19 protein-coding genes and 4 pseudogenes are annotated in these 24696 nt (G+C 68.5%); 14 read left to right on the forward strand and 9 right to left on the reverse strand.

Annotated features, from left to right (window positions below; genetic code table 11):
• Positions 1–56 precede the first annotated feature (56 nt).
• The 5 genes from ACFY5C_RS26980 to ACFY5C_RS27000 form a co-directional block, all read right to left on the reverse strand.
• The gene (locus ACFY5C_RS26980; protein ID WP_389448282.1) at positions 57–560 is read right to left on the reverse strand and encodes a hypothetical protein; all 504 of its coding nucleotides are present in this window, start codon (positions 558–560) and stop codon (positions 57–59) included.
• Positions 517–1260, reverse strand: a complete 744-nt coding sequence (locus ACFY5C_RS26985) for an alpha/beta hydrolase (protein WP_389448284.1) — start codon at positions 1258–1260, stop codon at positions 517–519. The genes ACFY5C_RS26980 and ACFY5C_RS26985 overlap by 44 nt, the downstream gene beginning before the upstream one ends.
• Before the next feature lie 513 nt (positions 1261–1773).
• On the reverse strand, positions 1774–2538 hold the full coding sequence (locus ACFY5C_RS26990; protein WP_389448286.1) for a hypothetical protein: 765 nt from the start codon (positions 2536–2538) through the stop codon (positions 1774–1776).
• A gap of 297 nt (positions 2539–2835) precedes the next feature.
• Entirely contained in the window at positions 2836–3489 is a 654-nt protein-coding gene (locus ACFY5C_RS26995; protein WP_389448288.1) for a DUF6328 family protein, read from the reverse strand.
• A gap of 577 nt (positions 3490–4066) precedes the next feature.
• Positions 4067–4426, reverse strand: a complete 360-nt coding sequence (locus ACFY5C_RS27000; RefSeq protein WP_389448290.1) for a hypothetical protein — start codon at positions 4424–4426, stop codon at positions 4067–4069.
• 158 nt (positions 4427–4584) lie between these two features.
• On the opposite strand from ACFY5C_RS27000, the pseudogene ACFY5C_RS27005 reads away from it, so the two are divergent.
• The 4 genes and pseudogenes from ACFY5C_RS27005 to ACFY5C_RS27020 all read left to right on the forward strand — a co-directional run bounded on the left by ACFY5C_RS27005 (position 4585) and on the right by ACFY5C_RS27020 (position 7688).
• Positions 4585–5333: pseudogene (locus ACFY5C_RS27005) on the forward strand (transposase family protein).
• A 313-nt stretch (positions 5334–5646) separates the two neighbouring features.
• On the forward strand, positions 5647–6459 hold the full coding sequence (locus ACFY5C_RS27010; protein WP_389448292.1) for a class I SAM-dependent methyltransferase: 813 nt from the start codon (positions 5647–5649) through the stop codon (positions 6457–6459).
• Between the two features lie 490 nt (positions 6460–6949).
• Positions 6950–7285, forward strand: a complete 336-nt coding sequence (locus ACFY5C_RS27015; protein ID WP_389448295.1) for a hypothetical protein — start codon at positions 6950–6952, stop codon at positions 7283–7285.
• 69 nt (positions 7286–7354) lie between these two features.
• Positions 7355–7688 (forward strand): annotated as a pseudogene (locus ACFY5C_RS27020) (hypothetical protein).
• Here ACFY5C_RS27020 and ACFY5C_RS27025 read toward each other — a convergent pair.
• Together ACFY5C_RS27025 and ACFY5C_RS27030 are read right to left on the reverse strand one after the other, a co-directional pair.
• Entirely contained in the window at positions 7672–9033 is a 1362-nt protein-coding gene (locus tag ACFY5C_RS27025) for a lanthionine synthetase LanC family protein (protein ID WP_389448298.1), read from the reverse strand. The pseudogene ACFY5C_RS27020 and the gene ACFY5C_RS27025 sit on opposite strands and share 17 nt — an antisense overlap.
• Before the next feature lie 146 nt (positions 9034–9179).
• Positions 9180–10054: pseudogene (locus ACFY5C_RS27030) on the reverse strand (IS5 family transposase).
• A gap of 145 nt (positions 10055–10199) precedes the next feature.
• On the opposite strand from ACFY5C_RS27030, the pseudogene ACFY5C_RS27035 reads away from it, so the two are divergent.
• Both ACFY5C_RS27035 and ACFY5C_RS27040 read left to right on the forward strand, forming a co-directional pair.
• Positions 10200–10606 (forward strand): annotated as a pseudogene (locus ACFY5C_RS27035) (dihydrofolate reductase); the annotation flags it as partial.
• A 32-nt stretch (positions 10607–10638) separates the two neighbouring features.
• Positions 10639–11481, forward strand: a complete 843-nt coding sequence (locus ACFY5C_RS27040; protein ID WP_389448301.1) for an alpha/beta fold hydrolase — start codon at positions 10639–10641, stop codon at positions 11479–11481.
• A gap of 262 nt (positions 11482–11743) precedes the next feature.
• Here ACFY5C_RS27040 and ACFY5C_RS27045 read toward each other — a convergent pair whose 3' ends face one another.
• A complete protein-coding gene (locus tag ACFY5C_RS27045; protein ID WP_389448304.1) occupies positions 11744–13936 on the reverse strand; it encodes an MMPL family transporter in 2193 nt (730 codons plus the stop codon).
• Positions 13937–14290: 354 nt separating this feature from the next.
• On the opposite strand from ACFY5C_RS27045, the gene ACFY5C_RS27050 reads away from it, so the two are divergent.
• Together ACFY5C_RS27050 and ACFY5C_RS27055 are read left to right on the forward strand one after the other, a co-directional pair.
• A complete protein-coding gene (locus tag ACFY5C_RS27050) occupies positions 14291–15499 on the forward strand; it encodes a sensor histidine kinase (RefSeq protein WP_389448307.1) in 1209 nt (402 codons plus the stop codon).
• A complete protein-coding gene (locus tag ACFY5C_RS27055) occupies positions 15496–16170 on the forward strand; it encodes a response regulator (protein WP_389448310.1) in 675 nt (224 codons plus the stop codon). Before ACFY5C_RS27050 ends, ACFY5C_RS27055 begins: the two co-directional genes overlap by 4 nt.
• Before the next feature lie 695 nt (positions 16171–16865).
• Here ACFY5C_RS27055 and ACFY5C_RS27060 read toward each other — a convergent pair.
• Positions 16866–17912, reverse strand: coding sequence for a M4 family metallopeptidase (locus tag ACFY5C_RS27060; RefSeq protein ID WP_389448313.1), 1047 nt, complete (start codon positions 17910–17912; stop codon positions 16866–16868).
• A 276-nt stretch (positions 17913–18188) separates the two neighbouring features.
• Here ACFY5C_RS27060 and ACFY5C_RS27065 point away from each other — a divergent pair, with 276 nt between their 5' ends.
• The 6 genes from ACFY5C_RS27065 to ACFY5C_RS27090 all read left to right on the forward strand — a co-directional run bounded on the left by ACFY5C_RS27065 (position 18189) and on the right by ACFY5C_RS27090 (position 24691).
• Entirely contained in the window at positions 18189–18647 is a 459-nt protein-coding gene (locus ACFY5C_RS27065; protein WP_389448316.1) for an SRPBCC domain-containing protein, read from the forward strand.
• Entirely contained in the window at positions 18644–18994 is a 351-nt protein-coding gene (locus tag ACFY5C_RS27070) for an ArsR/SmtB family transcription factor (RefSeq protein ID WP_389448319.1), read from the forward strand. Before ACFY5C_RS27065 ends, ACFY5C_RS27070 begins: the two co-directional genes overlap by 4 nt.
• A 2-nt stretch (positions 18995–18996) precedes the next feature.
• Complete coding sequence (locus ACFY5C_RS27075) at positions 18997–19440, forward strand: SRPBCC domain-containing protein (RefSeq protein ID WP_389448321.1); 444 nt, start codon at positions 18997–18999, stop codon at positions 19438–19440.
• A gap of 455 nt (positions 19441–19895) precedes the next feature.
• Positions 19896–21485: a hypothetical protein gene (locus tag ACFY5C_RS27080; RefSeq protein ID WP_389448324.1), complete on the forward strand. Its 1590-nt coding sequence runs from the start codon at positions 19896–19898 to the stop codon at positions 21483–21485.
• 890 nt (positions 21486–22375) lie between these two features.
• On the forward strand, positions 22376–22918 hold the full coding sequence (locus ACFY5C_RS27085; RefSeq protein WP_389448326.1) for a hypothetical protein: 543 nt from the start codon (positions 22376–22378) through the stop codon (positions 22916–22918).
• Between the two features lie 792 nt (positions 22919–23710).
• Entirely contained in the window at positions 23711–24691 is a 981-nt protein-coding gene (locus ACFY5C_RS27090; RefSeq protein ID WP_389448329.1) for a branched-chain amino acid ABC transporter permease, read from the forward strand.
• Positions 24692–24696 lie beyond the last annotated feature (5 nt).

Raw genomic sequence — 24696 nt, forward strand, 5'->3', positions numbered from 1 at the left:
CCGGGGCCCGGTGTCGGCCGGCCCCGGTGCGTCCGTGTTCGCCTGCGGTATTGGCCTCAATCCACTTGTGTCAGTACGCCGTCGGCGTCCATGAACCAGCTTCCGCTCTCGACGTCGTAGACCTTCTTGTCCTTGAGCCACTTCCAGGACATGTGCTGCAGGGTCTTGGCGGCCTTGCGTTCCCAGACCGGGTTGTGGTCCCAGCCCTCGACACGGAACATCAACTTCTCGGCCTTCGGGATGGCCTTGTAGAGCTTCGGAACGGAGAAATGCAGTACCGGCCCCAGCTCCTCCGGGGTGTTGGCCGTTCTGTCCTGGTCCCCGTAGACGATGCACACCGGCACGGTGCTGCCGAGCGTTGATTCGTGCGGCACGGTGCTCTCGTTCCAGCCCCACCAGTAGGAATTGCGCCACCGCATGACGCCCTCGGGTGGCCCCGGGGGCGAGCCGCCCCACTTCTGGCCGATGCTGTCGCAGTCCATGATGGCCTGCCACACATGGTCGGCCAGTTCCTTGTCACTGATGCCGGCTTGGAGGCCCGCCTTGCTGGTCAGGTTCATCGGGAAGCCGAAGACCGCGGGCGGCTTTGACTCGGGCTTCGTGGGCAGGGGCGTTCCGGGAGGCGGAGCGAAGGGGTCTGCGATGTTCGTCGACCATCGGCCGTTGGGGGGGGAACATGGGCGCGAGAAGGAACATGCTCGCCACATCCCCGGGCTTCCGCAGAGCGTACGGGCCCATGACGAACGAGGCGGCGGACCAGCCGATGAAGGCGACCTTCTCGTTGGCGCACCGCTTCCTGATGAACTTGACGACTGTGCCCAGCTCGTCCCATTCGCTCTGGGAATTCCCGAGCTGGAACGGGTAGTTCGCTGTCGGGTCGCAGTCATCCGTACCCGGGTAGGTCTTCAGGAGACTCCGCTGGGCCGGGTTGGCGTTGCACGGGTCGTGCATTTCCGGGCGAGGGGAGAGCCCGGACCCCTGGAGGTCCATGATGTACACGTTGTAGCCCTTGCCCGCCAGGGCCTGCGCCCAGCTGAGGCTGGTGTCCGGCTGCGGGGGACTGCCGTCTGCAGGGAGCACGAGGTCGCAGCCGGGCAGGGCCGGAACGCTTCTGCCGTGGAGCATGAGGACCGGCTTGGGAGTGCCCCCGGATCCGGTGTCCTTGTATTCCCGCACGAAAAGCTCGATCTCGGTGCCGAAGTTCGCGGGGATGGTCGACTTGTGCTTGACCTTGTGGTCGACGGGAGTCAAATTCGTCATGGTCGCCTCCGATGGCTGTTCGCCCTGAGGAACGGTTGTTCCCGGGGATCTACGCCCGGAGTATCTGCACGCCCCCGGGCGATATGCAGAGCAGGGCGTGACTGATCGGGAGCGGGGCGGGTACGGCGCCTGGGCGGACGGGCCTGCTCACCTGGGGCCCGGAGGCGGGCAGGACAACTGTCGGCCACGGCGACGAGCCTGATTAGCGTGTTGTCGACGCGTGAGTGCTGGGCACCGCCCTGCCCGACGTCATTGGCCGCCGCTCTGTTGTCGCGTCCTGGGTCAACATGCGGATGGAGGGTATTTGTCACTCTCTCCATGATCGTGTCTTCGGGGCCTGACGTGATCGCGGACTCGTGATCTGCGCAGGATTGTCCCGCTAGCCATCCTTCACCTGTTCGGAGTGTCCGGCAACTGGCGTGCGACTGCGTGAAACTGAAAAAGCATGGTTCAAAGTTAAATGCCATTCAGGTCAAGATTTCGCGCGTATGCATCGCGCTCATGGAGCGTTGCCTATCTCGGGCTGCCGACGCCTGCGGGCAGCCTGCCGACGGCATCCGGCGCTGGATTCGACGTGCAATGGTCCGGCAGCCGTCGGCATAGTTGCTGACCGTCATGCCGCCCGCGCTCATATGCATCTCTCACGACCTCCTCGATAGCGGATCTTGCCTCGGCCTTTGCGTTGGCTCCAGCCCATGTCGCCAACGCCCCTACGCAGATGATCAGCAGAAAGACCCCTACCAGCCAGCGCTTGACGAGCCTCGTCGGCCAGGGGGCGGGACGGAGGTCGCCGCTCAAGGAGTGGCGGGGCGTCACTGCAGGATGGGGGCCGTCCAGGAGCAGCTTGTACGTGATCTTTTGACCCCTGTGAATGACGTGAGGTCGGACAAAGAAGGTGTCGTCGCTGAAGTCTGCGGGTGGGACCCTTCGATCGCCCCCGGTTTCCTCAGCCAGTTTCGCGACGATGCGGGAGCCGAGTGCGAACTCAACGGGCCTGTCATTGAAGTGGGACGCTTCGAATTCTCCGTGACCCACGTTGATCAGCGTGAGGGTCATGGTATGCGGGTGTGCGAGGCGCTGTTGTCCCCGGTACACGGTGACGTCGCTGACCGTGCTCTTGATGAGCGGCGTGATCTCGACGGAGTACTCAGCCTTTCGTCGCGGCACGTTCGCGCGATAAGCCCAGTAGATCGCGGCGGCTCCCACCACCACTGAGGCGATCGTTCCCACCGCACCGGCTATGTCGGTTGCGTTGCTGGCCACTGTCAGGCTGGTCATGGTGATTCTTATAGCAGTGACCGCATGACCGTGTGGTCAATTGTGCTCTGGTCGGACTTCTTCCGGCTGGGGTCGAGCATCATGGACCCTGGCGCCCTGCCTCAGCGCATGAAGTGCGCTGTACAGCGCAGAAGTTGAGCCGGGAGCCAAGTCGGGGGAGTGTGCGGCCTGGCGGTGGCGACCAGGAGGCGATCGTCGCCACCGCATTTTTCGGCATGCCTCTGTTGCCCCCTCGGAGACGCCCAGGTCACCTCATCCTGTCCTGCGGACTCCGCGTGGGAAACATCGTGGAAAACATCAGCGAGGTGGGCCCTCAGCGCCTCCGACCGCGGAGCCATCAGCTGCGGGCCGGCCACTCCCGCTCACCGCTTCAGCACCCCCCGGACCGCGAGCGCCGTGGGGGCGTTGGTCGGCACGGCGTCGTAGGTACAGGGGTAGTACGTACCAGCACAGGGCGAACCACAGCATGACCGAGCCGGCGAGTATTTCAGCGAGGACGCCGGGAACGACGAAACGGAGTATCAGCAGGAGTGTGCAGCCGATGGTCAGGGCGAGGAGGATCATGCCGCACATCATCAGACGGCCGGCGGCCTCCACCACTTCGTCTTTCATGCGTTGTCCGGACAGGAAGCGGTGGATGGAGACGGGTGCTATGAGCGATCCGGTAGCCGCCGCGCCGAGTACGACGGTGGTGACGTAGATTGCCCGGTCCAGCGTCTCCAACTCCCTGAACAAGGGAGTGAAAGCGACACTCAGCAGGAATCCGAAGAGGATCTGCACACCTGTCTGGGTGACCCGCGTCTCCTGCAGGATCTCGTTCCAACGTCGGTTAACGCGTTCACGCGCTGTTTCCGGTGCTTCGCCGCCGGGCTCCGCACTCGGGCTGTCGTGCTGTGCGCAGCATGCGGTGTAGTTGCCTTCCGGTGTGGCTGTCTTCTCAACGGTGGTCACAGCATCCTCCCCATGTCAGGGGATCCGCTTGCCCCGCGTGTGTGCGTTCCATGCAGGTACAGGGGGCGAAGAAGTGCTTCCAACCGCTCGCAGGCGGTTACTCCACGCTATGGATGTCGGGCTTGGAGGCAGCGGGAGCCGGCATGATCGCGCGGCTTCCGCTGCCAGTACGACTGGTTGACCGAGCGTCGTCCGGCCAGACCCGAAACGCATTGCTTCGCCGTGGGCCCTGATCTGCCTTCCGCCAACTGCAATGCCCTGTGGCCGATTTCCGATGCCGGCGTATAGAGCTGTCGGAGCGGTCGCCTTTGGTTTTGTGTCGCGGACGAAGGCCGTCCGCCACGTCCCCGGCGTCTCCTGGCCGTTGACGCTCCGGAGGAGCCGATGAAACGGCTCTCGGGTTCTGGCCCGGAGTGCTGGGGCGATCGGTCGTTGCACGTCTGACGTGCCGCCTCGCACGTCGCGCTGTCGATTTCGCACCTGCCACTGAGGTTTTCTCAGCGAGCATTCTCAGCGTGACCACCTATCAGGTGACAGCTCCGGCGCCTCTGGCGTCAAGCACTTGCCGGGGAGGCAGTCAGTTGAAAGCGTCGGTCATGCAGTCCACCCGGCAGTCGGCAGCCTCAAAGCGCTGGCGGAGGGCGGCAGCTGCTTCTTCGCGCTCCACAAAGAGGTACCCGTAGTGCTGGCGCGCCACCCTGGTCACGTCTCCGACCGTGACGATGGCCGGTTCGCCGTGTGCGGCCCGTCGACGCGCTCCGGCGATTGCCATGTCCGCAGAGCGCAGCAGGTTTCTGGAACGATCCCGGATCACGGCTGCCTGGGCGCGTTTCGCCGAGAGGGGGCGCAGGACACGTCCCCTCCAGATGTAGCCGGCGGCGACAAGGATGAGACCGAGCGCTACGAACAGGAGTCCGCCAGGGGCGTGAGGTCGCATTTATCCAGTCTTCACCACTCGCGTGGTGATCGTCATGCCCGCGTCGGCGACCGATTGTCGGAGCGACTTGGTGTCAGTGAGCCCATGCGAAACGCACGAGGCTCCCGTGCCGTTGAGGGAGGTGTTCGAAGTCTCAACCCACAGGCACAGGAGCCGCGTTGGTTCCGTATTCTGCCGCACTCGACCTGCCTCACGCCCTGGTCGAGTGGGTCACGATGCTCATCGTCACCCGCGAAGGTGACCGCCGCTGCAAGCTCCCACCGCAGCAGCGTGCCCTGGTCGGCCTGGTGTACCTGCGCCGGCACGACACCCTCGCCCAGCTCGCTGCCGGGTTCGGCATCTTCGTCGGCACCGCCCACGCCTACACGACAGCCGTCGTCGACCTGCCCGCCACCGGGCTCCCGGCCTGCTGCGTGCTTTGCGCGAGACGGACCCGGACTACGTCCTGCTCGACGGCACCCTTGCCGAGTGCGACCGGGTCGGCGACAGCCGGGCCGACTACTCCCACAAGCACCGCCGACACGGGGCGAACGTCCAGGTGGTGACCGACCCCGCCGGGCGGCTGCTGTGGATCTCGCCGACGATGCCCGGCCGCGCGCACGATCTCACTGCGGCCCGCGCCCACCAGATCATCCGGATCTGTGAACGCCAGGGCGTCCCGATCCTCGACGACCGCGCCTACATGGGAGCCGGCCCATCGGTGACAACACCCCTCAGACGCCCGCCGGGCCGTGACCTCACCCCGACCCAGCAAACCATCAGCCGAGCGCTGGCCACGGCACGGGCACCGGTCGAACGCGGCGTCGCACGACTGAAGTCCTGGCGGATCTTCCGCAAGTCCCGGTGCAGTCCGAATCGAATGTCGTCAATCTCCGCGGCCGTGCTCACTCTGGAGCGGCAACGCTGAAAGACCTCAGTGGTGATCACTTCCAGATTCCGTTGAGAACTCGGCGACGCGGGTGAGGCCGCCGATGCGGTTGGGGCTGAGTGTGACGTGCGGAGGGTGCGTCATCGCTGCTTGAGCTCGGCGGCAGTCGTCGCAGAGCGGGCGCATGTGCCGCCCAGCGGGCGCGGAAGATCAACCGTGCGTTGGCGGAGCTGGCACGACACGCGCATCCGGAGTTGGATTTCGGAGCCGTTCGAGCTGCTCGTGGCCGTTGGTTGGTTGGCGGGTCCGACAGCGTAGGAGGCCTATCCGCCTCCGTGTATGGTCCGGATTCATGGGTGATCTGGCAGGGCGCTGGCGGGAGTTGAACAAGGCGTACTGGGATGAGCGGGTGCCCATTCATCTGGGCGCGGACTTCTACGACATGGAGGGGTTCCGGGCCCGGCCCGATTCGCTGAAGGACTTCGAGACGGCCGAGGTGGGGGATGTCAGGGGTAAGCGCCTGATCCATCTGCAGTGCCACTTCGGCCGGGACACGCTGTCGTGGGCGGTACGAGGAGCCCAGGTCACCGGGCTGGATTTCTCTCCACCTGCGATCAAGGCGGCTTCACGACTCGCAACAGAACTCGGCATCGACGCACGCTTCCTGACCGCGGACGTCTACGACGCGGCCTCGGCGGTCGAGGGGGAGACCTTCGACATTGTCTACGTCAGTTTCGGGGCGCTGAACTGGCTTCCCGACATCAGCCGCTGGGCGTCGGTGGTCGCTGAACTGCTCGCTCCCGCTGGGTACCTGTACCTCGCGGAGTTCCATCCCTTCAGCTTCGTCCTCGACGACGAGACCGGAGGCACGGTCACACACGACTACTTCGATGAAGGTCCGGAAGCCTCGGGAGGCCCCGGTACGTACGCCGATGAGGCGGCAACGACCGAGGACAATGAGACCGTCGAGTGGCGGCACAGTCTGTCGACCGTTGTCTCGGCGATCGCCGGAGCTGGGCTACGGATCAAGTTTCTTCACGAGCACGACTACACCTTCTACCTCCAACGCCAGTCGCTTGAGCGCCACGACGGCGACATTTACCGGCCTCCCGAGGGCGCTCCGCGCATCCCCCTCACCTACTCAATCCGCGCCGAGAAGGCTTGAGCCACTCGGTCCAGCGTGGATCGAGTGTGTGGCCCCCGGGCTCGAACAGACGTGAAGCCGCTGGTAAGACAGGCCTCTCTCACAAGATCGTTCGCTGAGCCGGAGGCCTCGCCTTGGTCATCCATGCTGCCGCGCTCGACGTTGCGCGCCACGTCGTGGAGTACCTGTCCCGTCTGCCGGCCGCGCACCGACGGCGCATCGGCACTCCGCGCGGCAGTCGCGCACTCGGCCCGTTCCGCCAGGCCGTGTTGGTCCTGCGCTGGTTTCGTGAACGCGGCTGCGCACACTGCCTGGCCCGAGACGCCGGCTTCTCCCAGGCCACGGGCTACCGCTACCTGCACGAAGGCATCGACGTCCTCGCCGACCAGGCCCCGGGCCTGCACCAGGTCCTGGACCGCTGCCAACGCGAGGGCATGACCCACGTGAGCCTCGACGGCACGCTGATCGAGTCCGACCGCGTCGCCGGGGTCAGCGACAACGGCAACGACCTGTGGTTCAGCCAGAAACACAAGGCCTTCGGCGGCAACGTGCAGTTTCTGTCCGCCTGGACGGCACATCGCTGCGGGTCTCCGACGTCGAGCCCGGCTCCACCCCCGACATCACCGCCGCCCGCATCCATGCATTGCCCGCGCTGTACAAGGCCGCCGCCGACGGCCTGCCCACCCTCACCGACAAGGGCTGCATCGGCGCGTGGATCGGCATCCTCGTCCCGGTCCGGCGTCCGAAGGGCCACTCCGAACAGACCCTGCACGCGGACACGCGCACCACCAACAGCCTGATCAGAGGCCGCCCTAGGCCGTGTATCGGAAGTGAATCTTGCACATAGGGTGTCGGCATGTCACTGAGTCACACAGCCCTCCCGCCTGGACGTTCGATCGAACTCACCGAGCTGTGAATGTCTTCGACCTACGGAGGGATGCTGGAGGGCTACCCGTGCAAGCCCGTCAATGACATGAAGGTCAGGAGTCTCCAGCGGCAGGCTGAACGTGCGTTCCCCTCCACGCCGGTCCATGCGGTTCCCCCCTCCCGCGAGTACCCGGACCAGGCTGCCGACGCCTTCGGCCCCGTTGAGGTGCTGCCTTCCGTGGCCTGCATCGGGCGCCTTCCGCACGACAGCGGTCGCCCCTGAACTCGACCCGGTCCTGCACCGTTCCGCTCTTGGCCTAGGGCGGCCCACGCATCGCACAAGGCCTGGGCCGAGATCGTTATGGATTACTTGTCTCGAATGAGGCCACCACTCGCTCCTGAGTCCGTGCGAGTACTCCGCAGGTGCGCCGGCACGGCCCACCACTGGTCCGGGCGGTCCACGACCGGGGCGTCTGGGCCGCTCTCGCCGTACCGGGCGAGGCGCAGAAGGTAGGCCGCGATGCCTGCCGCGCCCTGCATCCACGTCGTCTGGGGCGGCAGCAGCGGCGGGTCCTCGCGGTGTTCCAGAAAGCGCCAACGGGCGCCCGCATCATCCCTGATGACCCGGTCGACCAGCGCATCGCCCATCCGGTGCGCGGCCCGCAGCAGGGTCTGCCTCCGCTGCGGCGCCCGGCAGTCCTGGGCGGCGTCCAGCAGGACGTCTCCGACGCCTGCCGTTCCGCAGCAGCGGCTGTCGTTGTCCCAGAAGCCGGGACGGAGGCGTTGCGGCAGGCCCGAGGTGAGGATCGAGGTCATACAGCGGTGCCGCAGTTCGTCGACGTCATGGCCCGCCACCTCGGCGACCCCTGCGTGCGCCAGTGCGGTGAACAGGTGCGAGGTGCCCGCCGGGCCGTGGCACCACGTGTACGTCACCGGTTCCACCTCCCGTTTCGACGGCGGGATCGTGTGCGGGACGACGAAACCGGCGTCCTCCAAGGACCCCACCGAGAGGACGTGCCGGGCGCCTTCCACCGCGGCCTCGATGAAGTCCTGACGGTCCAGGGCGGTGCCCGCGACCGCCAGTGCGGCCGCGATGCCGGCGGTTCCGTGCGAGTAGTTCGGTGCCCTCGACGGCCTCCCCGGCGTCATGCCCCAGTCGAGGCCCGCTTCCGTACGGTCCGCCGCCCGCAGGAGCGCCTCGCCTCCCGTCGTCGCGATCGCCTCTGCGAACTCGCTCTTCGCCCAGACCGCCGTCATCACGACGCCCGCGGTCCCCATGATGACGTCGGTGAGGGGCGCGTCGGAGCCCGGTTCGAAATCGAGGGTGGTCTTCCATCCGTCGCCGGTCGCCAGGGCGGCCAGCCGCCGCAGTGCCACCGCTTCCTCGCCCGGGGCGAGCAGTCTGAGCGCCGTCGCGTCGCCTGCGAGGCCGTCGTACAGCGAGGGTTCCGTTCGCTGCCCGGCCTGTGCCGACAGCCTGGTCACGATGCCGGTCGCCAGTGCCGCTTCCCGCGCGCTCAGCTCCCGGTACTGCGCGATCTCGGCCAGCACCGGGGCCAAGCCGGCGATCCCCGCGTACAGCGAATCGCGGTCCTGTGGCGGCGACACGGATTCCGGACCGCCCTCCACCACCGCCTGCACGAGCCATGGGCCCTCGGCCTCGCGCACGTGGTCCAGCACCCACGACCAGGCGGCCTCGCCCACGTCCCGATATACGTCGCTCCTCATCCGGTCACGCTACAACCCCCCGGATGAGCAGCCCGTTCGGCGGGGTGCCGCCGGTCTGTCGGTTCCGGCGGTCCTGGGTACCGGCTTCCGCGGCCGCCTTCAGGGCACGCAGCCCTGCTTCGAGGCCGTCGCGCGACGGGTGCCGATCACAGCCACTCGTTGATAGCAGCGTCAGGACGGTCGCCTCGTAGCGGACCGCCAGCTTGTCGTAGCGCGTGGCGACGGCGCGGTGCCTCTTGAGGCGGTTGAGGCCGCACTCGACCGCGTGGCGCTTGTGGTTGTCGGCCGGGTCGAAACGTGGTGGTCGGCCGCCGCGGGAGCCGAGCTTCTGGCGGTTGCGTGCCTGGTCGGCCTTGTCGGGGATGGTGCAGCGGATTCCGCGGCGCCGCAGGTAAGCGCGGTTTCTGCGCTAGGCGTACGCCTTGTCGGCGCGGACCCGACGGGGACGGACACGTGGCCGGCCCGGCCCTATGTGGGGCACGCGGACTTTCTCCAGTACGGGTTCGAACTGCGGCGAGTCCCCGCGTTGCCCGGCCGTGATCACGATCGACATGGGCTTTTGGCCCTGTTCGACGGCGAGGTGCAGCTTGGTGGTGAACCCGCCGCGTGAGCGTCCCAGTCCGTGGTCCCCGGGCTCGGCGAAGACACCGCCCGGTGGTTCCTTCTGCAGGCCACCCTGCCTTCGGGCTCCGGCCGCGTGCTGGTGGGCGCGGCAGACCGTGGAGTCGACGCTCAGGTCCCACGTGATCGCACCCTTCGCGTCGGCCAGGGACTGGAGCCGGGTAAGGATCTGCTGCCAGGTTCCGTTCCGCTGCCACCTGCGGAAGATGTCGTAGACCCGGCCCCACGGTCCGTACTCGACGGGGACGTCCCGCCACGGAACCCCGGTCCGAACTCGGAAGCGTATGCCGTCGATCAACTGCCGCCGGGACCAGACGGGCGGCCGCCCCGCCCTCATACCCTTCGGTAGCAACGGCTCCAACACCGCCCACTGCTCGTCCGTGAGATCACCCCGACCCATGAACTGTGATCATTCACAGCCCAAGATCCACTTTCGATACACGGCCTAGTTCTCAACGGCGTCTGGAAATGATCAGCACTGAGAAAACGCCACTGGCTTCATGCGTAAGCGATGAGTTTGGGCGGCGGATCAGGTCTGCCCTGGCATGACGAGAATCATCGCTGACACGTCGGTCTCTCATGCCGGCTGCTTCACCGGGCCCGCCCCCAGCCCGGGCATCGACCTGGGCACCGGTGGCGATGCCGTGCACACGTGGGCGTTTTCCGAAGACCTCGACGACCGCCGGGCACTGCGCCAGGGCAGCGTCCGCTCGGGGGCTGTCGTCCTCGGCCGCCGCGTCTTTGACGTTGCAGACGGGCAGAACGGCTGGGACGACATGCCCGGTTTCGGCGCCCGCGAGGTCGGCAAGCCCGCGTTCGTCGTCGTGACGAACTCGCCGCCAGGGTCGTTGCGGACAACCGACCTTGACTCCATGTTCGTCACACCGGTCTGCCTGACGCAGTCACCGCGGCGCGCGAGCGAGCCGAGGCAGTGTCGGACAGCGACCGCGACGCACCTGACCTGCGACGACTCCCGGTGATCCGATGACCACAGTCAACGCCAATGGGATCGCCTTGGGCACCGAGTCGTTCGGTGACGACGCCGCGCCGCTCGTCCTCCTCGTGGGCGCGACGACGATGCTCTCCTGGCCCGACGCGCTGTGCGAGGGCCTCGCCGCCGGCGGGCGCCGTGTGGTGCGCTACGACCTGCGCGACAGCGGGGAGTCGACGACGACGGATCCGGAGTCGCCCGCCTACACCTTGCGCAGCCTCGCCGCCGACGCCGCGGCCCTTGCTGACGCGCTCGGCGGGGGCCCTGCGCACCTCGCGGGGATCGGCGTCGGCGGGATGGTCGCCCAGGTGGCGGTGCTCGACCATCCAGGCGCGTTCTCGGCGCTCACCCTCGTCGGCACCCGCTCGGTTGCCCCTGGCCCGCCCGACGATGATCTCCCCGACCACGACCAGGCGACGATGCACCGGCTGTTCGCGCGTCCGATGCCCGATTGGACCGACCGCGAGGCGGTTGCGGAGTTCGCCGCCGCAGGCGCGGAGATCCTCGGCGACGACCCCCACGCAGCGCGCGCAGTCGCTGCGCGCATCTGGGACCGCACTCCCGGCACCGCACCCCCGGTCCAGATGGCCAACCAGATGGGCATGGTGTTCTCCAGACTCGACTGCCGACCCCGCTGGCGCGAGCGTCTGCCCGAGATCGAGGTCCCCACACTCGTCGTCCACGGCCGCCGAGACCGGTTCTTCCCCGTCGGCAACGGCGAGGCGATCGCGCGCGAGATCTCCGGGGCACGGCTGCTCGTCCTCGATGAGGCCGCAACAGCGATCCCCGATGCGGCGGTCGGCGAGGTCGCCGAGGCGATGCTCACGCTCGGATAGACACGGCGGGTACCGGCGCGGGTCTGGCCTCCATGCGCCAGTGGACGTCGGAGGCCCGATCCGGCCGCGCGCCCGCAATCGGCACGCCCAGAACCGAGGTTCTGCGGGTAGTTTCTGTCGATCCATGGCCCCTCGGCCCATGGCCCCTTGGCCTACAGCTCCTGCCGTCAGCGCTCCACATCGAGCGCCGTAGTCACCACGGAAGCGAGGCCGCAACCAACTGGAGCACTTCCGACCACACGGCCCCACCAGCGCCCAGTACTCACCGGACCTGATCCTGGCCGGCAGCACCGAGCGCGGGCTCGCGCTCTCGCTCGGGCGGAGGCGGGACGGTGGCGCTGTCCACGCCGATGCGGGGCAGGCGCAGGTCGAGTGGGCGGGGTATCCACCAGGCGGCGCGGCCCAGCAAGGCCATGACCGCGGGGACGAGCACCATCCGGACGACTGTTGCGTCGAGCACGATGGCGGTCGCCAGACCCAGGCCCATCATCTTGACCAGGGGCGAGGGGTTGGCCACGAAGCTCAGGAAGACCACTGCCATGATCAGCGCCGCGGAAGTGATCACGCGACCGGTGACCGAGATGCCGCGGGCCACAGCCTCGATGGTGTCTCCCGTGGCGTCGTACTCTTCGCGGACGCGCGAGAGCAGGAACACCTCGTAGTCCATGGACAGGCCGAAGAGGACTGCGAAGAAGATCGTCGGCAGGGGCGAGGCTATCGGCAGAGTCTCTTCCAGGTTGAACAGCCCGCTCAGCCAGCCCCATTGGAAGACGGCTACCACGACGCCGTACGCGGCGCCGATGGACAGCAGATTCATGACGGTGGCCTTCAGCGGGACCGCGATGGAGCGGAACACCAGCATCAGCAGCAGGAACGACACCACGAGGATCGCGGCGATGAACACCGGCAGCGTGTCGGCGAGTTGGCGGGTGAGGTCGTCGGTCATCGCGGTAAGGCCCGACACGGCGACATTGTCGGGGATGAGGTCGCGGACGCGTGCGAGGGTCTCCGAGGTCGCTGCGTCGGCGGGTGCGGTGGTCGGGATCGTGGGCAGCACGACCGTGTCCTTGGCCGCGGAGAATTGGGGCTCGCCGACCGACGCGATGCCGGGGTCGTCGGCAAGGCGCCGAGCCAGCTCGGGGATGTTCTCGGCGGCCACTCCGGGGCTGCGGAGGTCTGCGACGATCAGCAGCGGGGCGTTGAAGCCCGGGCCGAACCCCTCCGCCAACAGGTCGTAGGCGCGGCGGTGGGTGGTGCTGGTCGCGTCGTTGCCCGCGTCGGGAAAACCCGTTTCCATACGGAGGGCCGGAACCGTCAGTGCCAGCATCGCTGCTGACGCGGCGAGCAGGTACGGCCACGGCCGGCCGGAGACGTGGTGCGCGAACCGCCACCATGCCGTCGTCTCAGGTCCTTCGGGCTTCTTCACACGGCGCGTTCGGAAGCGTCGGCGCCGCTGGTTGTGGATACGGTCGCCCAGCAGGGCAAGCAGCGCCGGCAGTAGCGTCAGGGCGGTCGCCACGGCGAACAACACGACCAGCGAAGTGCTCAGGCCGATCGAGGTCAGAAAGGACAGGCCGGTCACCGCGAGCGCGGTCATCGCCACGACGACCGTGCCGCCGGCGAACAGCACGGCCGCGCCCGACGAAGCCATGGCGTTCGACAGGGCGGTGGAGCCGTCCTGGCCGACGGTACGGTTCTCGCGGCAGCGCGCCACGATGAACAGGGCGTAGTCGATGCCGACACCCAGGCCGATCATCGCGCCGATCGTGGGCGCCGCGGGGGACACGTCCATCGTATGAGCCAGCAGCGCGATGCTGCCCAGACCGGCGGCGACGGCGGCCAGGGCGAGCACGATCGGGACCAGCGCGGCAACGATCGTGCCGAATGCCACGATCAGGATGACCAGGGAGGTCAGCAGGCCCGCCGCCTCCGCGCCGGATGTCGGCGTCTCGGCCTTGATGAAGACGGCATCGCCGCCGAGTTCGGCGACGACACCGTTCCCGCGTACGGGTTCGATCGCGCGGCCCAAAGCCGTGATGTGCCCGGGAGTCATCTCCATCGCCGGTACGTCGAAGGCGACTTGGGCGAAGCCGATCCGTCGGTCCGGCGAGACGGTCCCGGCGGTGAAGGGATCGGTGACCGTGGCGACGTGCTCCACGTCGGCGATCCTGGCGACCGCAGCCTCGATCGCAGCCCGGTGGCTGTCGATCCGCTCTCCTTCCGGCGTGGCGAAGACCGCCATGGCGTTGCCACCGGACGCTTCCGGGAAGCGTTCTTCGAGCAGTTCCATCGCCTCCTCACTCTGGCTGCCGGGAGCGACGAGATCGTCGACGAACGAGCCGCCGGCCACGGCGGCCAGAGGCAGTACGAGGGCCAGTGCGGCCACCCAGGCCGCGATGGTCACCCACGGCCGGCGGGCGCTCGCGTCGCCGATACGGCGCGTAAGTCGGTTCATGGATGGGGCTCCTGTGGGGCGGCCGCCGAGCGGCGGTACCGGGCGTGGGAAGGCCGCAGACGGCGGCACGGGGCGTGGACGGGTGCCGACCGGCACCACGTTCGGCGCGCGGGGGGCAGGAGGCTTGTGCGGTTCCATCGTGGGCGCCGGCCTCGGCCCCGTCTCCCGCCGCCAGGGGGGTCCGGCCCTCCCACGGTCGACGGGAAGAACGGAGCGGTGTATCCACCCGGGGACGGAGGGCCATATCCGTCCGCAGACGGGTGACGGTGCCTCGGAGCTGGAAATACGATGACCTGTCCGGTGCGCTCCCCATCACCCGCGCCAGGGCACTGGACCTCCCTTCATGGAGCGACGATGAACAGCACGGCGCGGCACACCCAGACGCCGGGCCGCAACGTGCCCGGCAGGTTCCGCAGCCCGTTCACGCGTTGGCCACGCGGCGCCGACGCCGTCCTGGCGACGGCGCTGTTCCTGCCGACGACGCTCCTGGAGGAGGCTCCGGGGGACGGGGTGGCCGTCCGCCCGGTCTCGGGCATCCTCCATCCCGCACTCCTGCTCTTCCTGGTGGCCGGCGCGGCGATGTACCGGCGTCGGAGCAGGCCGGTGGCGGTACTGTGCGTGGTCCTCGTCGCGTGGGCCGTGACCCTGGGAAGCAGTCACTCCACCCTGGGCGGCATGGTGATCCTCGCGCTGTACAGCGTCGGGCGGCACGCCGAGGACAACCGGTGGGGCCCCCTCGGCGTCGTCGCGGCCATCGCCGCGCTCACGATCGACGGCGTGCTCCTTTCCGTCCAGTGGGAGGACATCGGCTTCGGCGCGTTGGTCATGTCCGGGGCCTGGTACCTCGGTCGGCGCCTTCGGCTACGTTCCGAGCGTGCAGCCCGGCTCCTGACGGAGCAGGCCGCCGAAGCACGGCGGATCGTGACCGAGGAGCGCACCCATATCGCCCGTGAACTGCACGACGTGGTCGCCCACCGGGTGAGCATGATGACGGTGCAGGCCGGTGCGGCCCGTATGGTGGCGGCCGAGGATCTGCAGAGTGCCCTCGAAGCAATGGCCGCGGTAGAGGAAGCAGGACGCCAGGCGCTGGACGAACTGCGGCACCTGCTGGGAGTGTTGCGACCGGACGCCGGACGCGACGGCCTGGGGCCCCAGCCGGGCCTGGCCGATCTGCCCCGGCTTGTGGCCGAGGTCCGCGAGGCGGGTCTGGAGGTCTCGGTCTCAGGCAACGTCCAGGGTCCCATCCCGGCGCGCCTGGATCTCTCGGCGTACCGAATCGTCCAGGAGGCCCTGACCAACGTGCTGAAGCACAGCGGACCTGGCACCCGCACCGAAGTGCACCTGCGCGGGGAGAGCGAGGGCATCACCATCGAGGTGCTCGACAACGGCCGAGGCGCCGCCGTCGGGCCCGAGGGGACGATCCACGAGAGCCGACCGGGCCACGGCATCGTCGGCATGCGGGAACGAGCCCTTCTGCTCGGCGGAACCCTCGACGCACAGCCACGCCCCGGTGGAGGATTCCGGCTCACCGCCCATTTGCCCACCAAGGGAGAACCGACGTGACGATCCGCGTCGTCGTCGCCGACGATCAGGCGCTGGTACGCCGGGGCTTCACCATGATTCTCCGGGTCCACCACGACATCGAGGTCGTGGCCGAGGCGGGCACGGGTCTCGAAGCGATCGAGGCGGCCCGCCGGCATCACCCGGATGTGATCCTCATGGACATCCGCATGCCTGAAATGGACGGCCTCGAAGCGACCTCGCGGATCCTGGAGGAGGCCGATTGGGGAGCGCGGGTACTGATCCTGACGACCTTCGACCCGGACGAGTACGTCTACAAGGCGTTGCGCTCCGGCGCCAGCGCCTTCGTGCTCAAGGACATTCCCCCCGAACAGTTGGCCACCGCCGTACGCACCGTGGCCGAGGGCGGGACGCTGCTGGCTCCCTCGATCACCCGGCGGTTCATCGACCGGTTCGCGCAGCGCCGCGTCAACACGGTCGCCGCGGCCCGCCTGGAACGCCTCACCGGCCGCGAACGCGAGATCATGACCGCCGTGGCCCGCGGCGCGAGCAACGCGGAGATCGCCGAGAACCTCGTCATCGGAGCCGCCACGGTCAAATCACACGTGTCGAGCATCCTCACCAAACTCGGCCTGCGCGACCGGATCCAGATCGTGATCTTCGCCTACGAAAGCGGCCTCATCGAAGCGGGCGACCACGATGTCGGCCACTGACGACGCCCTCGTGGTCAGTTGTGCGTGTTCTGCCGGCAGCGGAGCGGACCGGCGCACCCGGACTGATAGTGCTGGGAGTCTGCCGAAACCGGACTGATCCAGGTCCCACAAGAACAGCGGGCCCGCTGGTCAGGCGTTTCGACGGCGTCGGCGGCTCTACTGGGCCTGCAGCTACAGCAGTTGTAGCCAAGCCCGATCCGGTAGACCTCCCCGTCTCGATCCGCAGCCATGGCTCTGCGGCCAGGGAACGGCAGAGGCCGTCCTGCCCGGGCCAGGTGCCAGATCTCCGCTGACGCGCGGGAGAATCTTGCCGTGGACCGGTTCGAGCAGAATCAGAAGGCGCCGGTGAATGAGGGCATCTGCCTGTTGACCGCCGTCAGCCCGCGTAGGGACGAGGCGCCAGCCCGACCGGAATCGTCGGCCGGTGCCTGGCACGACGACTCCTCGCCTCGGGCGGGGACGTGCGGGTGCCGGCCGAGCCGGACCAGTGCGGAGGCCGGCCGACCTCCCAGTGGCTGGAGTCGGAGCCTGGAGCCGCGGCGGCGATGCCACACAGGTACGCGACTCTGCCGCCGCTGACTTCGAAGGCTGCGACGCCCACGACCCTGTCGTCGGCCACGGCAAGGACGGCTGGGGTCCCGGAGGCAGCAAACTGGCCGCCTCCGGGACGTCGCGTGTCAGATGACGCCCGTGTGTCAGATGACGCCGGGGATCGCGCGGGCCTGGAACGCGGCGCGGACCGCGTCCGCCGCGCCCTTGCCGTACATCTTCTGCGCCGTCGCGACCGTCGTGTTCGCGGCAGCCGCGAAGCTGGTGTCGGGAGCGAAGCCGAATTGGGCGTTGACGATGATCCGGTCGGCGACGCGCGGGCCGAGGGCCGTGCGGATGTCGAGCAGCGCACTAGACCAGATCTCGCCGTCCGCGTGGACCTCGCCGACCCGGTCCGCGTACGTCTTGTCGGAGTCGATCCGGCGCAGACAGTGCGGGGCGTCGCTATACGTGACGGAGTCCCAGTCGGCGACACAGGCGACGTCGGCCTTCAAAGGCCAGCCGTACCGTGCGGCGGCGTGCTCGCCGACGGCGACGGCCAGGTAGTCACCGAAGGCCTCGCCGATGGAGCCGGCCTCCACGGAGCTGCCGAAGCCGGGCACTTGGGCGTGGTGCACGGCATGGCCGTACTCGTGCACGACGACCTCGGCGTCCTCGGCATCGTCCACGCCGCCCTTGCCGAAGCGGATCTCGGCCTTCCTGTCGGTGAAGAAGGAGTTGTCGGCGCCCCACTGGTTGATGCGAACCGGCTGCACCCGGTCGTTGGCGCCGGGCAGCTCGCTGCCGAAGCCGAGGCCCTGCAGGTACTCCTGCGCCTCGTTGACCCAGAAGTACGCCATGACCTGCTCGAACTGGTCGTCGTGCCGGTCGTACGAGGTGGCGTCGGCGATCCGCGCGGAGGCGCCGGTGTCGGAGCGGACCGAGGCCCAGCGGCCGGAGAGTCCGCCGCTGCCGTCCAGGTTGCGCAGCTCGACGGTGGCGTAGGCGGTGGCGGGGACTGCGGCGGCAGCGTCCTTGCCGTCGGTGAGGGTCTGATCGCCCGAGGACTGAACGGGGTTGACCATGAAGACCCGGGCCTGCGGGCCGGCCACGGTGGCGACGGTTCCCGTGGCGGAGGCCGAGCCGGTCGTGACGATCAGAGCCACGGTGGCGGTGGCTATGGCGAGCAGACCGCGGGGTGTGCGGAGAGCCATGTACATCCTCCCGTTGCGGATGGCTTGGAAGTGGTGGTGTGGTGCGGGCGCGATCTTCGCGCACCGACCCCGCCTTTGACCAGGTCCATGGCAAGCCGGCGTCCCGGCGCGGCCGTCTCCAGCTCGGGGGCGTATGCACTGAACCGGACACAGCTGCCCTTCGTGCGCCGTCAGAGCCGAGGTCGATCCCCCCAGCGATCCGCAACCTTTTGTTGCGCATCGGCGCTCGTGCGGCGTATGCTGACGTGCAACGAAAGGTTGCGAAAGGGTCGGAGTATGGAGTACGGCAGCATCGAGCGCGACATCCACGTCGACGCCCCACCCGAGGTGGTCTTCCAGGTCATCAGCCGCCCGGAGCACATGCGGGAGTGGTGGCCGGACGAGGCCAGGTTCGAACCCGTGGCAGGGGAGCCCGGCGAGCTCTTCTGGCGCGATGACGCGACCGGCGAGACGATGACGGTCGCGCTCACCGTCGTCGAGGTCGACCCGCCGTCGCGGTTCTCCTTCAGGTGGTGCTATTCCGGCGCTGACCGCGACGGGGACTCGCTGCTGGTCACCTTCGATCTGGTGGCGACGGAACAGGGGACCCTGGTGCGAATGACCGAGACCGGGTTCCGCGAGATGGGCTGGGAGATCGCCGTCCTCGAGGAGCAGTACCGCGATCACACGAGTGGCTGGGACCTCTACATCCCCAGGCTGGGCGCGTACATCACACGGCTGGTGTCGACCCCATGAGCACCACCGATGACGACGAGTTGTGGTCGGCAATCGGTGACCCGACCCGGCGCACACTCATAGATCTGCTCCTCGCGTCGGGAACCGGCACGGCCACCTCACTGAGCGCGGGACTCCCACTCACGCGACAGGCCGTGTCGAAACACCTCGCCGTTCTCGACCGCGTCGGCCTGATCCATGCGGAGCAGGCCGGCCGCGAGCGGCACTACCGGATCGACCAGGCGCAACTCGCCCGCGCCGCCGCGCAACTGGCCACGGTCGGGGCCGCCTGGGACGCCCGACTGCACCGGATCAAAAGCATCGCGGAGGCAATCGCACGCAGCCGCAACGACACCGAAGGAGCATGACCATGGTCGACATCCTGCATCGGATCGGCGCCGTCGCGCCGCTGGACGACGTCTACCGGGCCATCGCGACGCCCGAGGGCATCGCCGGCTGGTGGACGACCGACACCACCGGCAAGAGCGAAGTCGGCGGCACGCTGGCGTTCCGGTTCGGTGACGTCGGCGGCTTCGACATGGAGATCCTGGAACTCGACCCGGCCGGCCGGGTGCGGTGGCGCGTCACGGAGGGCCCCGAGGAGTGGATCGGCACCGAGATCGACTGGAGCATCAGCCGTCGCGAGGACTACACGATCGTCCTGTTCAGGCACGAGGGCTGGCGTGAGCCGGTCGAGTTCATGCACCACTGCAGCACGAAGTGGGCGATCTTCCTGATGAGCCTCAAGGAGTACGTGGAATCCGGGCATGGCAGGCCGGCGCCCGACGACGTCCGGATCAGCGACTGGCACTGACAGGGGGAGCGGAGCACCGCACCGGCGCCGCGTGCCCGCAAACGACGCCACGGCCCACTCGCGCGGCCTGCGCCTGTGAGTTGAGACCGCGCCGCCTTCGAAAACGACGTTGCGAGGCCAGGGGGAGGTACTCGTCTATGAGGCAACCAAGGCGGTCAAATACGTCACCGTGTCCTGGTGGGGAGGAAAAGGAGCGCCGGGTGAGGCGTGCAGAACGCGCGCGGTCCGACGTACCTGCCTCGACGGCTCCGGCACGGCAGGCGGGGGTGGGGCGGGACCGGCGGGGGCAGGACCGGGCGTCGTCGAAACCGCCAGCTCGGCGCGAGGCCGCGGACGCGGGTACCGGAGCGAAGCAGTCTTTCCCGATCACGTACACGGATGAGTCGATTTCGTCGGAAGATCGCAGGGAAGCGCCGGGCCTGGCAGACTGTGCGCCACCTTGGGGGGAGAGGGTCGTGCAGGATGAGCTGACCGTCCGCCGGATACTGGGGGACCAGCCGCTCGCCGAGATCGGCCGGCCCGTGTGGGCGGTGACCGACGAGCGGCACGGCTGCGTCATCGCGGCCGGTAACCTCGGGCACGTCATGTGGCGCGGTACGGGCGACTGGCTCGGCCACCGGATCGGCGTGTACGAGGCCGGCCCCCTCCGTCCGCGCCACGTCGTCGCCTCCCGCTACTCCGTGTGCGCCATCGAACCTCACCCCGAGCTGCCGCTCGTCGCCATCGGCACCGGCCGCTACGACGGCTCTTGGGACTTCCAGGGAGAGCTGCTCCTGCTGCACCTGGAGACCGGGTGCGTGACGAACCTGCTCAGCAAGAGCCGCCAAGTGCGCCACCTGCGCTGGCTGGAGGACGGCAGGCTCGCGATGCTGCTCTCCCCCGAGGACAAGGACGGCGGCTTCCACAAAAGCTTCGAGCTGGCCGTCGCGGTGGACGACTGGCTGTCTGCTCCGGCCGGTCTGGTCGACCCCGACGACGCACGCCATCCGATGGTCGAGAGCGGGCTCCTTTACGACCCCCGTGCAGAGGATGCCCTCGCGCGGCTGACGGACGGCCGGTGGCGGCGGCGGGCGGAGGTGCGGGACCTGGCGTTGCTGGCCGACGGCCGGGTACTGGCCACCGGGCGCCACACGGACCTTGAATGCTGGGATTCGGCAGGCGCGCCGGCGTGGGCCCTTCCCGCGGACGGTGAGGGAAGCGTACGGGTCGAGGCGGCCCCTGACGGCGAGTCGGCGTGGGTGACGTACCGGGGCTACCGGCGCGACGAGGTGACGGGTCGACGGGACGACCGCGCGGTGACCGTTCGGCGGATATCGACGGCCGACGGCGGTGCGTTGGACTGCGTCGAGGTGCCGTCGGCCCCCGCACTGTGCGCCGCGGACGAAGGCTGGCTCGCCTTGCGCCCGCAAGGGCGCGACGCACCCGCCGCGCTGCTGCTCGACCCCACGCACCGGGAGGCGGCACGCCTCGGCCTCGCCCCCAGCCGCTCCAACTCCCCGGCGCTGCGCGTCAGACACAGCGCCCGTCTGCTGTATGTGGACGGCCCGGGCCCGGAGGACGACGCGCCGTGGATCCACGTGATCGATCCTCCGGGCGCCCACGGCCCCGCCACCCTGCGCGCCCTCTTCCCCTTGCGCTGGGACCCGGCGTTGCCACGCCAGCCTTGGTACGGCCCTGCCGTCGAGCTGACGGACACCCTCGTCCACGCGGGCCGGTCGTATGAACGGGGCGCCACCTACACGGACGCCCGCGAGGGCACGTACGTCGTGAGCCGCCGGCTGCCGGACGGAGAGGCGCGCTGGGTGTACGACACCGACAAACCGCTTGCCGATCTCGACGGCGACGAGCGGAGGATGTACGTCGTGTATCTCACCGGCGAGGTGGAGACCTTGGACGCGGCCACAGGAGAGGTGCGAGCCCGGCACACCCTGCGCGCGCACGGCCACCCGGTCACGCCGGTGTCCGCCGCGTACCGCGCGGAGCAACAGCGCCTGGTCGTGGGGACGGTGGACGGGCGGATCCTGGACTGCTCGGTCCGAAATTGACAAGGTCGATTGCGGCGGTACGCGGTGCCGTCCTCGACGGCTGCGGGTGGAGCGAGGACGGGGTGGGTCGCCGCCACGGCTGGGGCTGGGTGGGCACGGTCACGGCTGCGTGCCGGTGGCTGGTGCGGAGGCCGCTGTCGGCTGCGGAGACCGCGTGTGCGACCGGCGGCAGCGGCAATGCCTGGATCGGGACCTGGGCCGCGAGTGGTCAGGGCGCCCGCGGCGGATACGTCAGAGGCGTTGGCGTCCGTCGCGTTTCCCGCGCCGGGGGCGCGTGTCGTGCGGTGGGCTGTCCTGGACCAGGGCTGGGCTCGGGTTTCGGCAGCGCGGATTGTCGGGCCTGGGTGATGACGCCCCGCTCCGGTGGTGGCCGCGGGTTCTGACTGGTCGTCGGCTGGCTGGGGTGTCATGGTCCTGGTCTCTGGCAGGTCTCCTTGCGGGATTGCGGCGGCTGCCCCTGGACGGCGCGTGATCCGGCCTTCGTGCGGTGGTGTCGGCAAGTCTGTCCGTGGTGGCTGTGTGTGCCCGCTAGAGTTCCTGCTGTGAGGCGCTGATCAGGGCAGATACAGATGTCCGGGAGCGGTGCCCTAGTCGTCGTGCGGTGCATTGTCAATGCCCGACACGCGCGCAGAAGTGTGACGGGGTGTCAGTGAGATCCCCCGTATGGCCCATCGTTGTGGCCAAGTCGCTTCTGCTGCCACTTTTTGATGATCCGTCACATGTCTCGTACAGGGTTCTTGAACGCCCGATCGGCCCCGTTCTGGTGTCCGTCATGGATTTCTGAAGTGGCGACAGAATTCGCCGTGAGTAGGTTCTTTCGTAGGCGGCCGGGTCGGCTGGCATCCCTGAGAGATGGAGAAAGCATCATGCCTGCGAGAGGGAGAAGCGGAATGCGTACGCGTACCGTGGTCGGGATCGCATTGTCGGTGGGCATCACCGTCGTCGCTGCAACCACCGTGAACTATGCCTCGGCTTCGAATTCAGTTCCGGAGTCCGCCGCGTCGGTACAGGAGGCCGCTGCCTCCTTGCCTCAGGGAGGGGACGTGGGCGGGAACGGCCAGACGGGCGGGAACGGGCAGACGGGCGGGGACGGGCAGAGGGGCGGGGACGGGCGGTCGAATCACGGCGACTGGAGGGACGATGACGATCGCGAACGGGTCTACGTCAACGAGCGGACGTATTCGGTCAAGGGGGGTGAGTGCATCGCTGTAATCAGCAGTCCGGCAACCAGCTTCAATGTCCGGAACGAAACTGACAAGAGGATCGAATTCTTCACAGGGATTACCTGCGACAACGGTGCAGCAATTGCGACCATCGGGCGCGGAGACTCCAGCAGCGCAATCCCCGGAACTGTCGTTTTCGACGGGACTGTGGTGCCGTTCGCACTCGTCGGCAGCTTCCGGGCAGTCGACAGGAAGCACGACCACCACTGACCCCCATGCCGGCCCAGGAGGTAGCGGCAGCCCGGCCCGCGTGGCATGCGGCCCTGGGCCCGCCGACACTGGGCCGGGCCCTGACCGTCGAGCCGTGGGCCGGCAGTAGACGCGATCCCTGCCCCTCACCCCTGGCTGTCTGCTCACGGCCCGAGATGGGACTGCCGGCCTCCTGTCCCGGGGCCAGTCGGGCCGGTGATTGTGGCGACGGCATCGGACACCAGTCCTGAATCACGGACGGCCAAGACCCCCGCCGCGGCGAATGCGCAGCCGCGTCCACGCAGGGCGCCCCCACGGCAAGGTGCACGCGATGCGCTGATCCGTTCCCCGGGACACGACCGACTCGATCCAGAACGGTAGACGTCACCCACGATGGGCCCGGACCGCTCGGTCCGGGCCCATCCCGCGCATGGTTCGCACCCGCGCGCAGGCGGTCGGGCTCTGATGGCGAACGTGACTGGCGTTCATGTCGTATCGCCGGTCGCAAGTGAGGGCGGACGCGGAGCTTGCTGAGCAGGCGACCAGCGAAGCATTGGCCGAGGCCGAAGGTGTGCTCGGGCAGCCGCTTCCCGTGGATCTTGCGTTCCTGCTCCGCGAGTACAGCGGAGTGCGCGGGCACGACGGCACCGACGTGGTGGGGAGTGCCGAGCGGATCGCCACCGGTTGGCCTCCGCTGCGATCAGCGGGCCGAAGCGGGAGGAGCGCGGCCCATGTCACCGCCCCGACCTGCGCTTACACTGACCCCATAAGGGACGTTCGTGACGTACCGGAACCATCGTGCGCTGTCAGCGGATGCTCGTACCGGCCCTCGCCCTGGTCCTCGTAACGGTGCCCGCGATCTCCGCGCGGGCACAGGGTGAGGAAGTCCCGCGCGGCCCCACGTTCGCCGCGCGCGCTCTGCAGGCGCTGATCGACGGTATCCAGTTCGGAGTGATCATCGCGATCACATCGGTCGGGCTCTCGCTGATCTTCGGCACCATCCACCTGATCAACTTCGCGCACGGTGAGTTCGTCACGATCGGCGCCACCTTCGCCTTCTTCCTCAACGCCTCCGCGGCCGGGCCGGGCTGGCACCTGATTCCCGCCGCCCTCGCCGCGGTGGTCGTCGGCGCCCTACTGGGCGGAGCGGTCGATCGCGGCATCTGGCGCCCGCTGCGGGCACGGGGCACCGGGCTGATCAACATGTTCATCGTCACCATCGGGCTCTCGCTACTGCTGCGCCACGTCGTCCTCGTGCTGTACGGAACCCGCCCCGCCTCCTACGCGCAGTACGACATCCAGAGCACGATCGACCTGGGCCCGGCCGGCATCACCCCACGGGACCTCACGGTCACCCTGCTCGCCGTGCTGGTGCTGCTCGGCATCGCCGCGCTCCTGCAGAAGACGCGGATCGGCACGGCCGTCCGGGCCGTCTCCGCCAACCGTGACCTCGCGGAGGCCTCAGGCATCGACGTGCAGCGGGTCGTGCTGTTCGTGTGGATGCTCGCCGGCGGACTGGCCGCACTCGGTGGCGTCTTCTTCGGCCTCGTGGAGATCGTCACCTGGGACATGGGCTTCAAACTCCTGCTGCTCATGTTCGCGGGGATCATCCTGGGCGGCCTCGGCTCCGCCTACGGTGCGATGGCCGGCAGCCTCGTCATCGGCATCGTCGCCCAGATGTCCACCCTGTGGTTCCCGGTCGACCTGCAGTACGCCTGGGCGCTGCTCGTCCTCATCCTCGTTCTCCTCGTCCGGCCGCAGGGCATCCTCGGCCAGGCCGAACGTGTCGGGTGAGGAGC

It is taken from the genome of Streptomyces sp. NPDC012935 (assembly GCF_042900345.1).
Classification (GTDB): domain Bacteria; phylum Actinomycetota; class Actinomycetes; order Streptomycetales; family Streptomycetaceae; genus Streptomyces.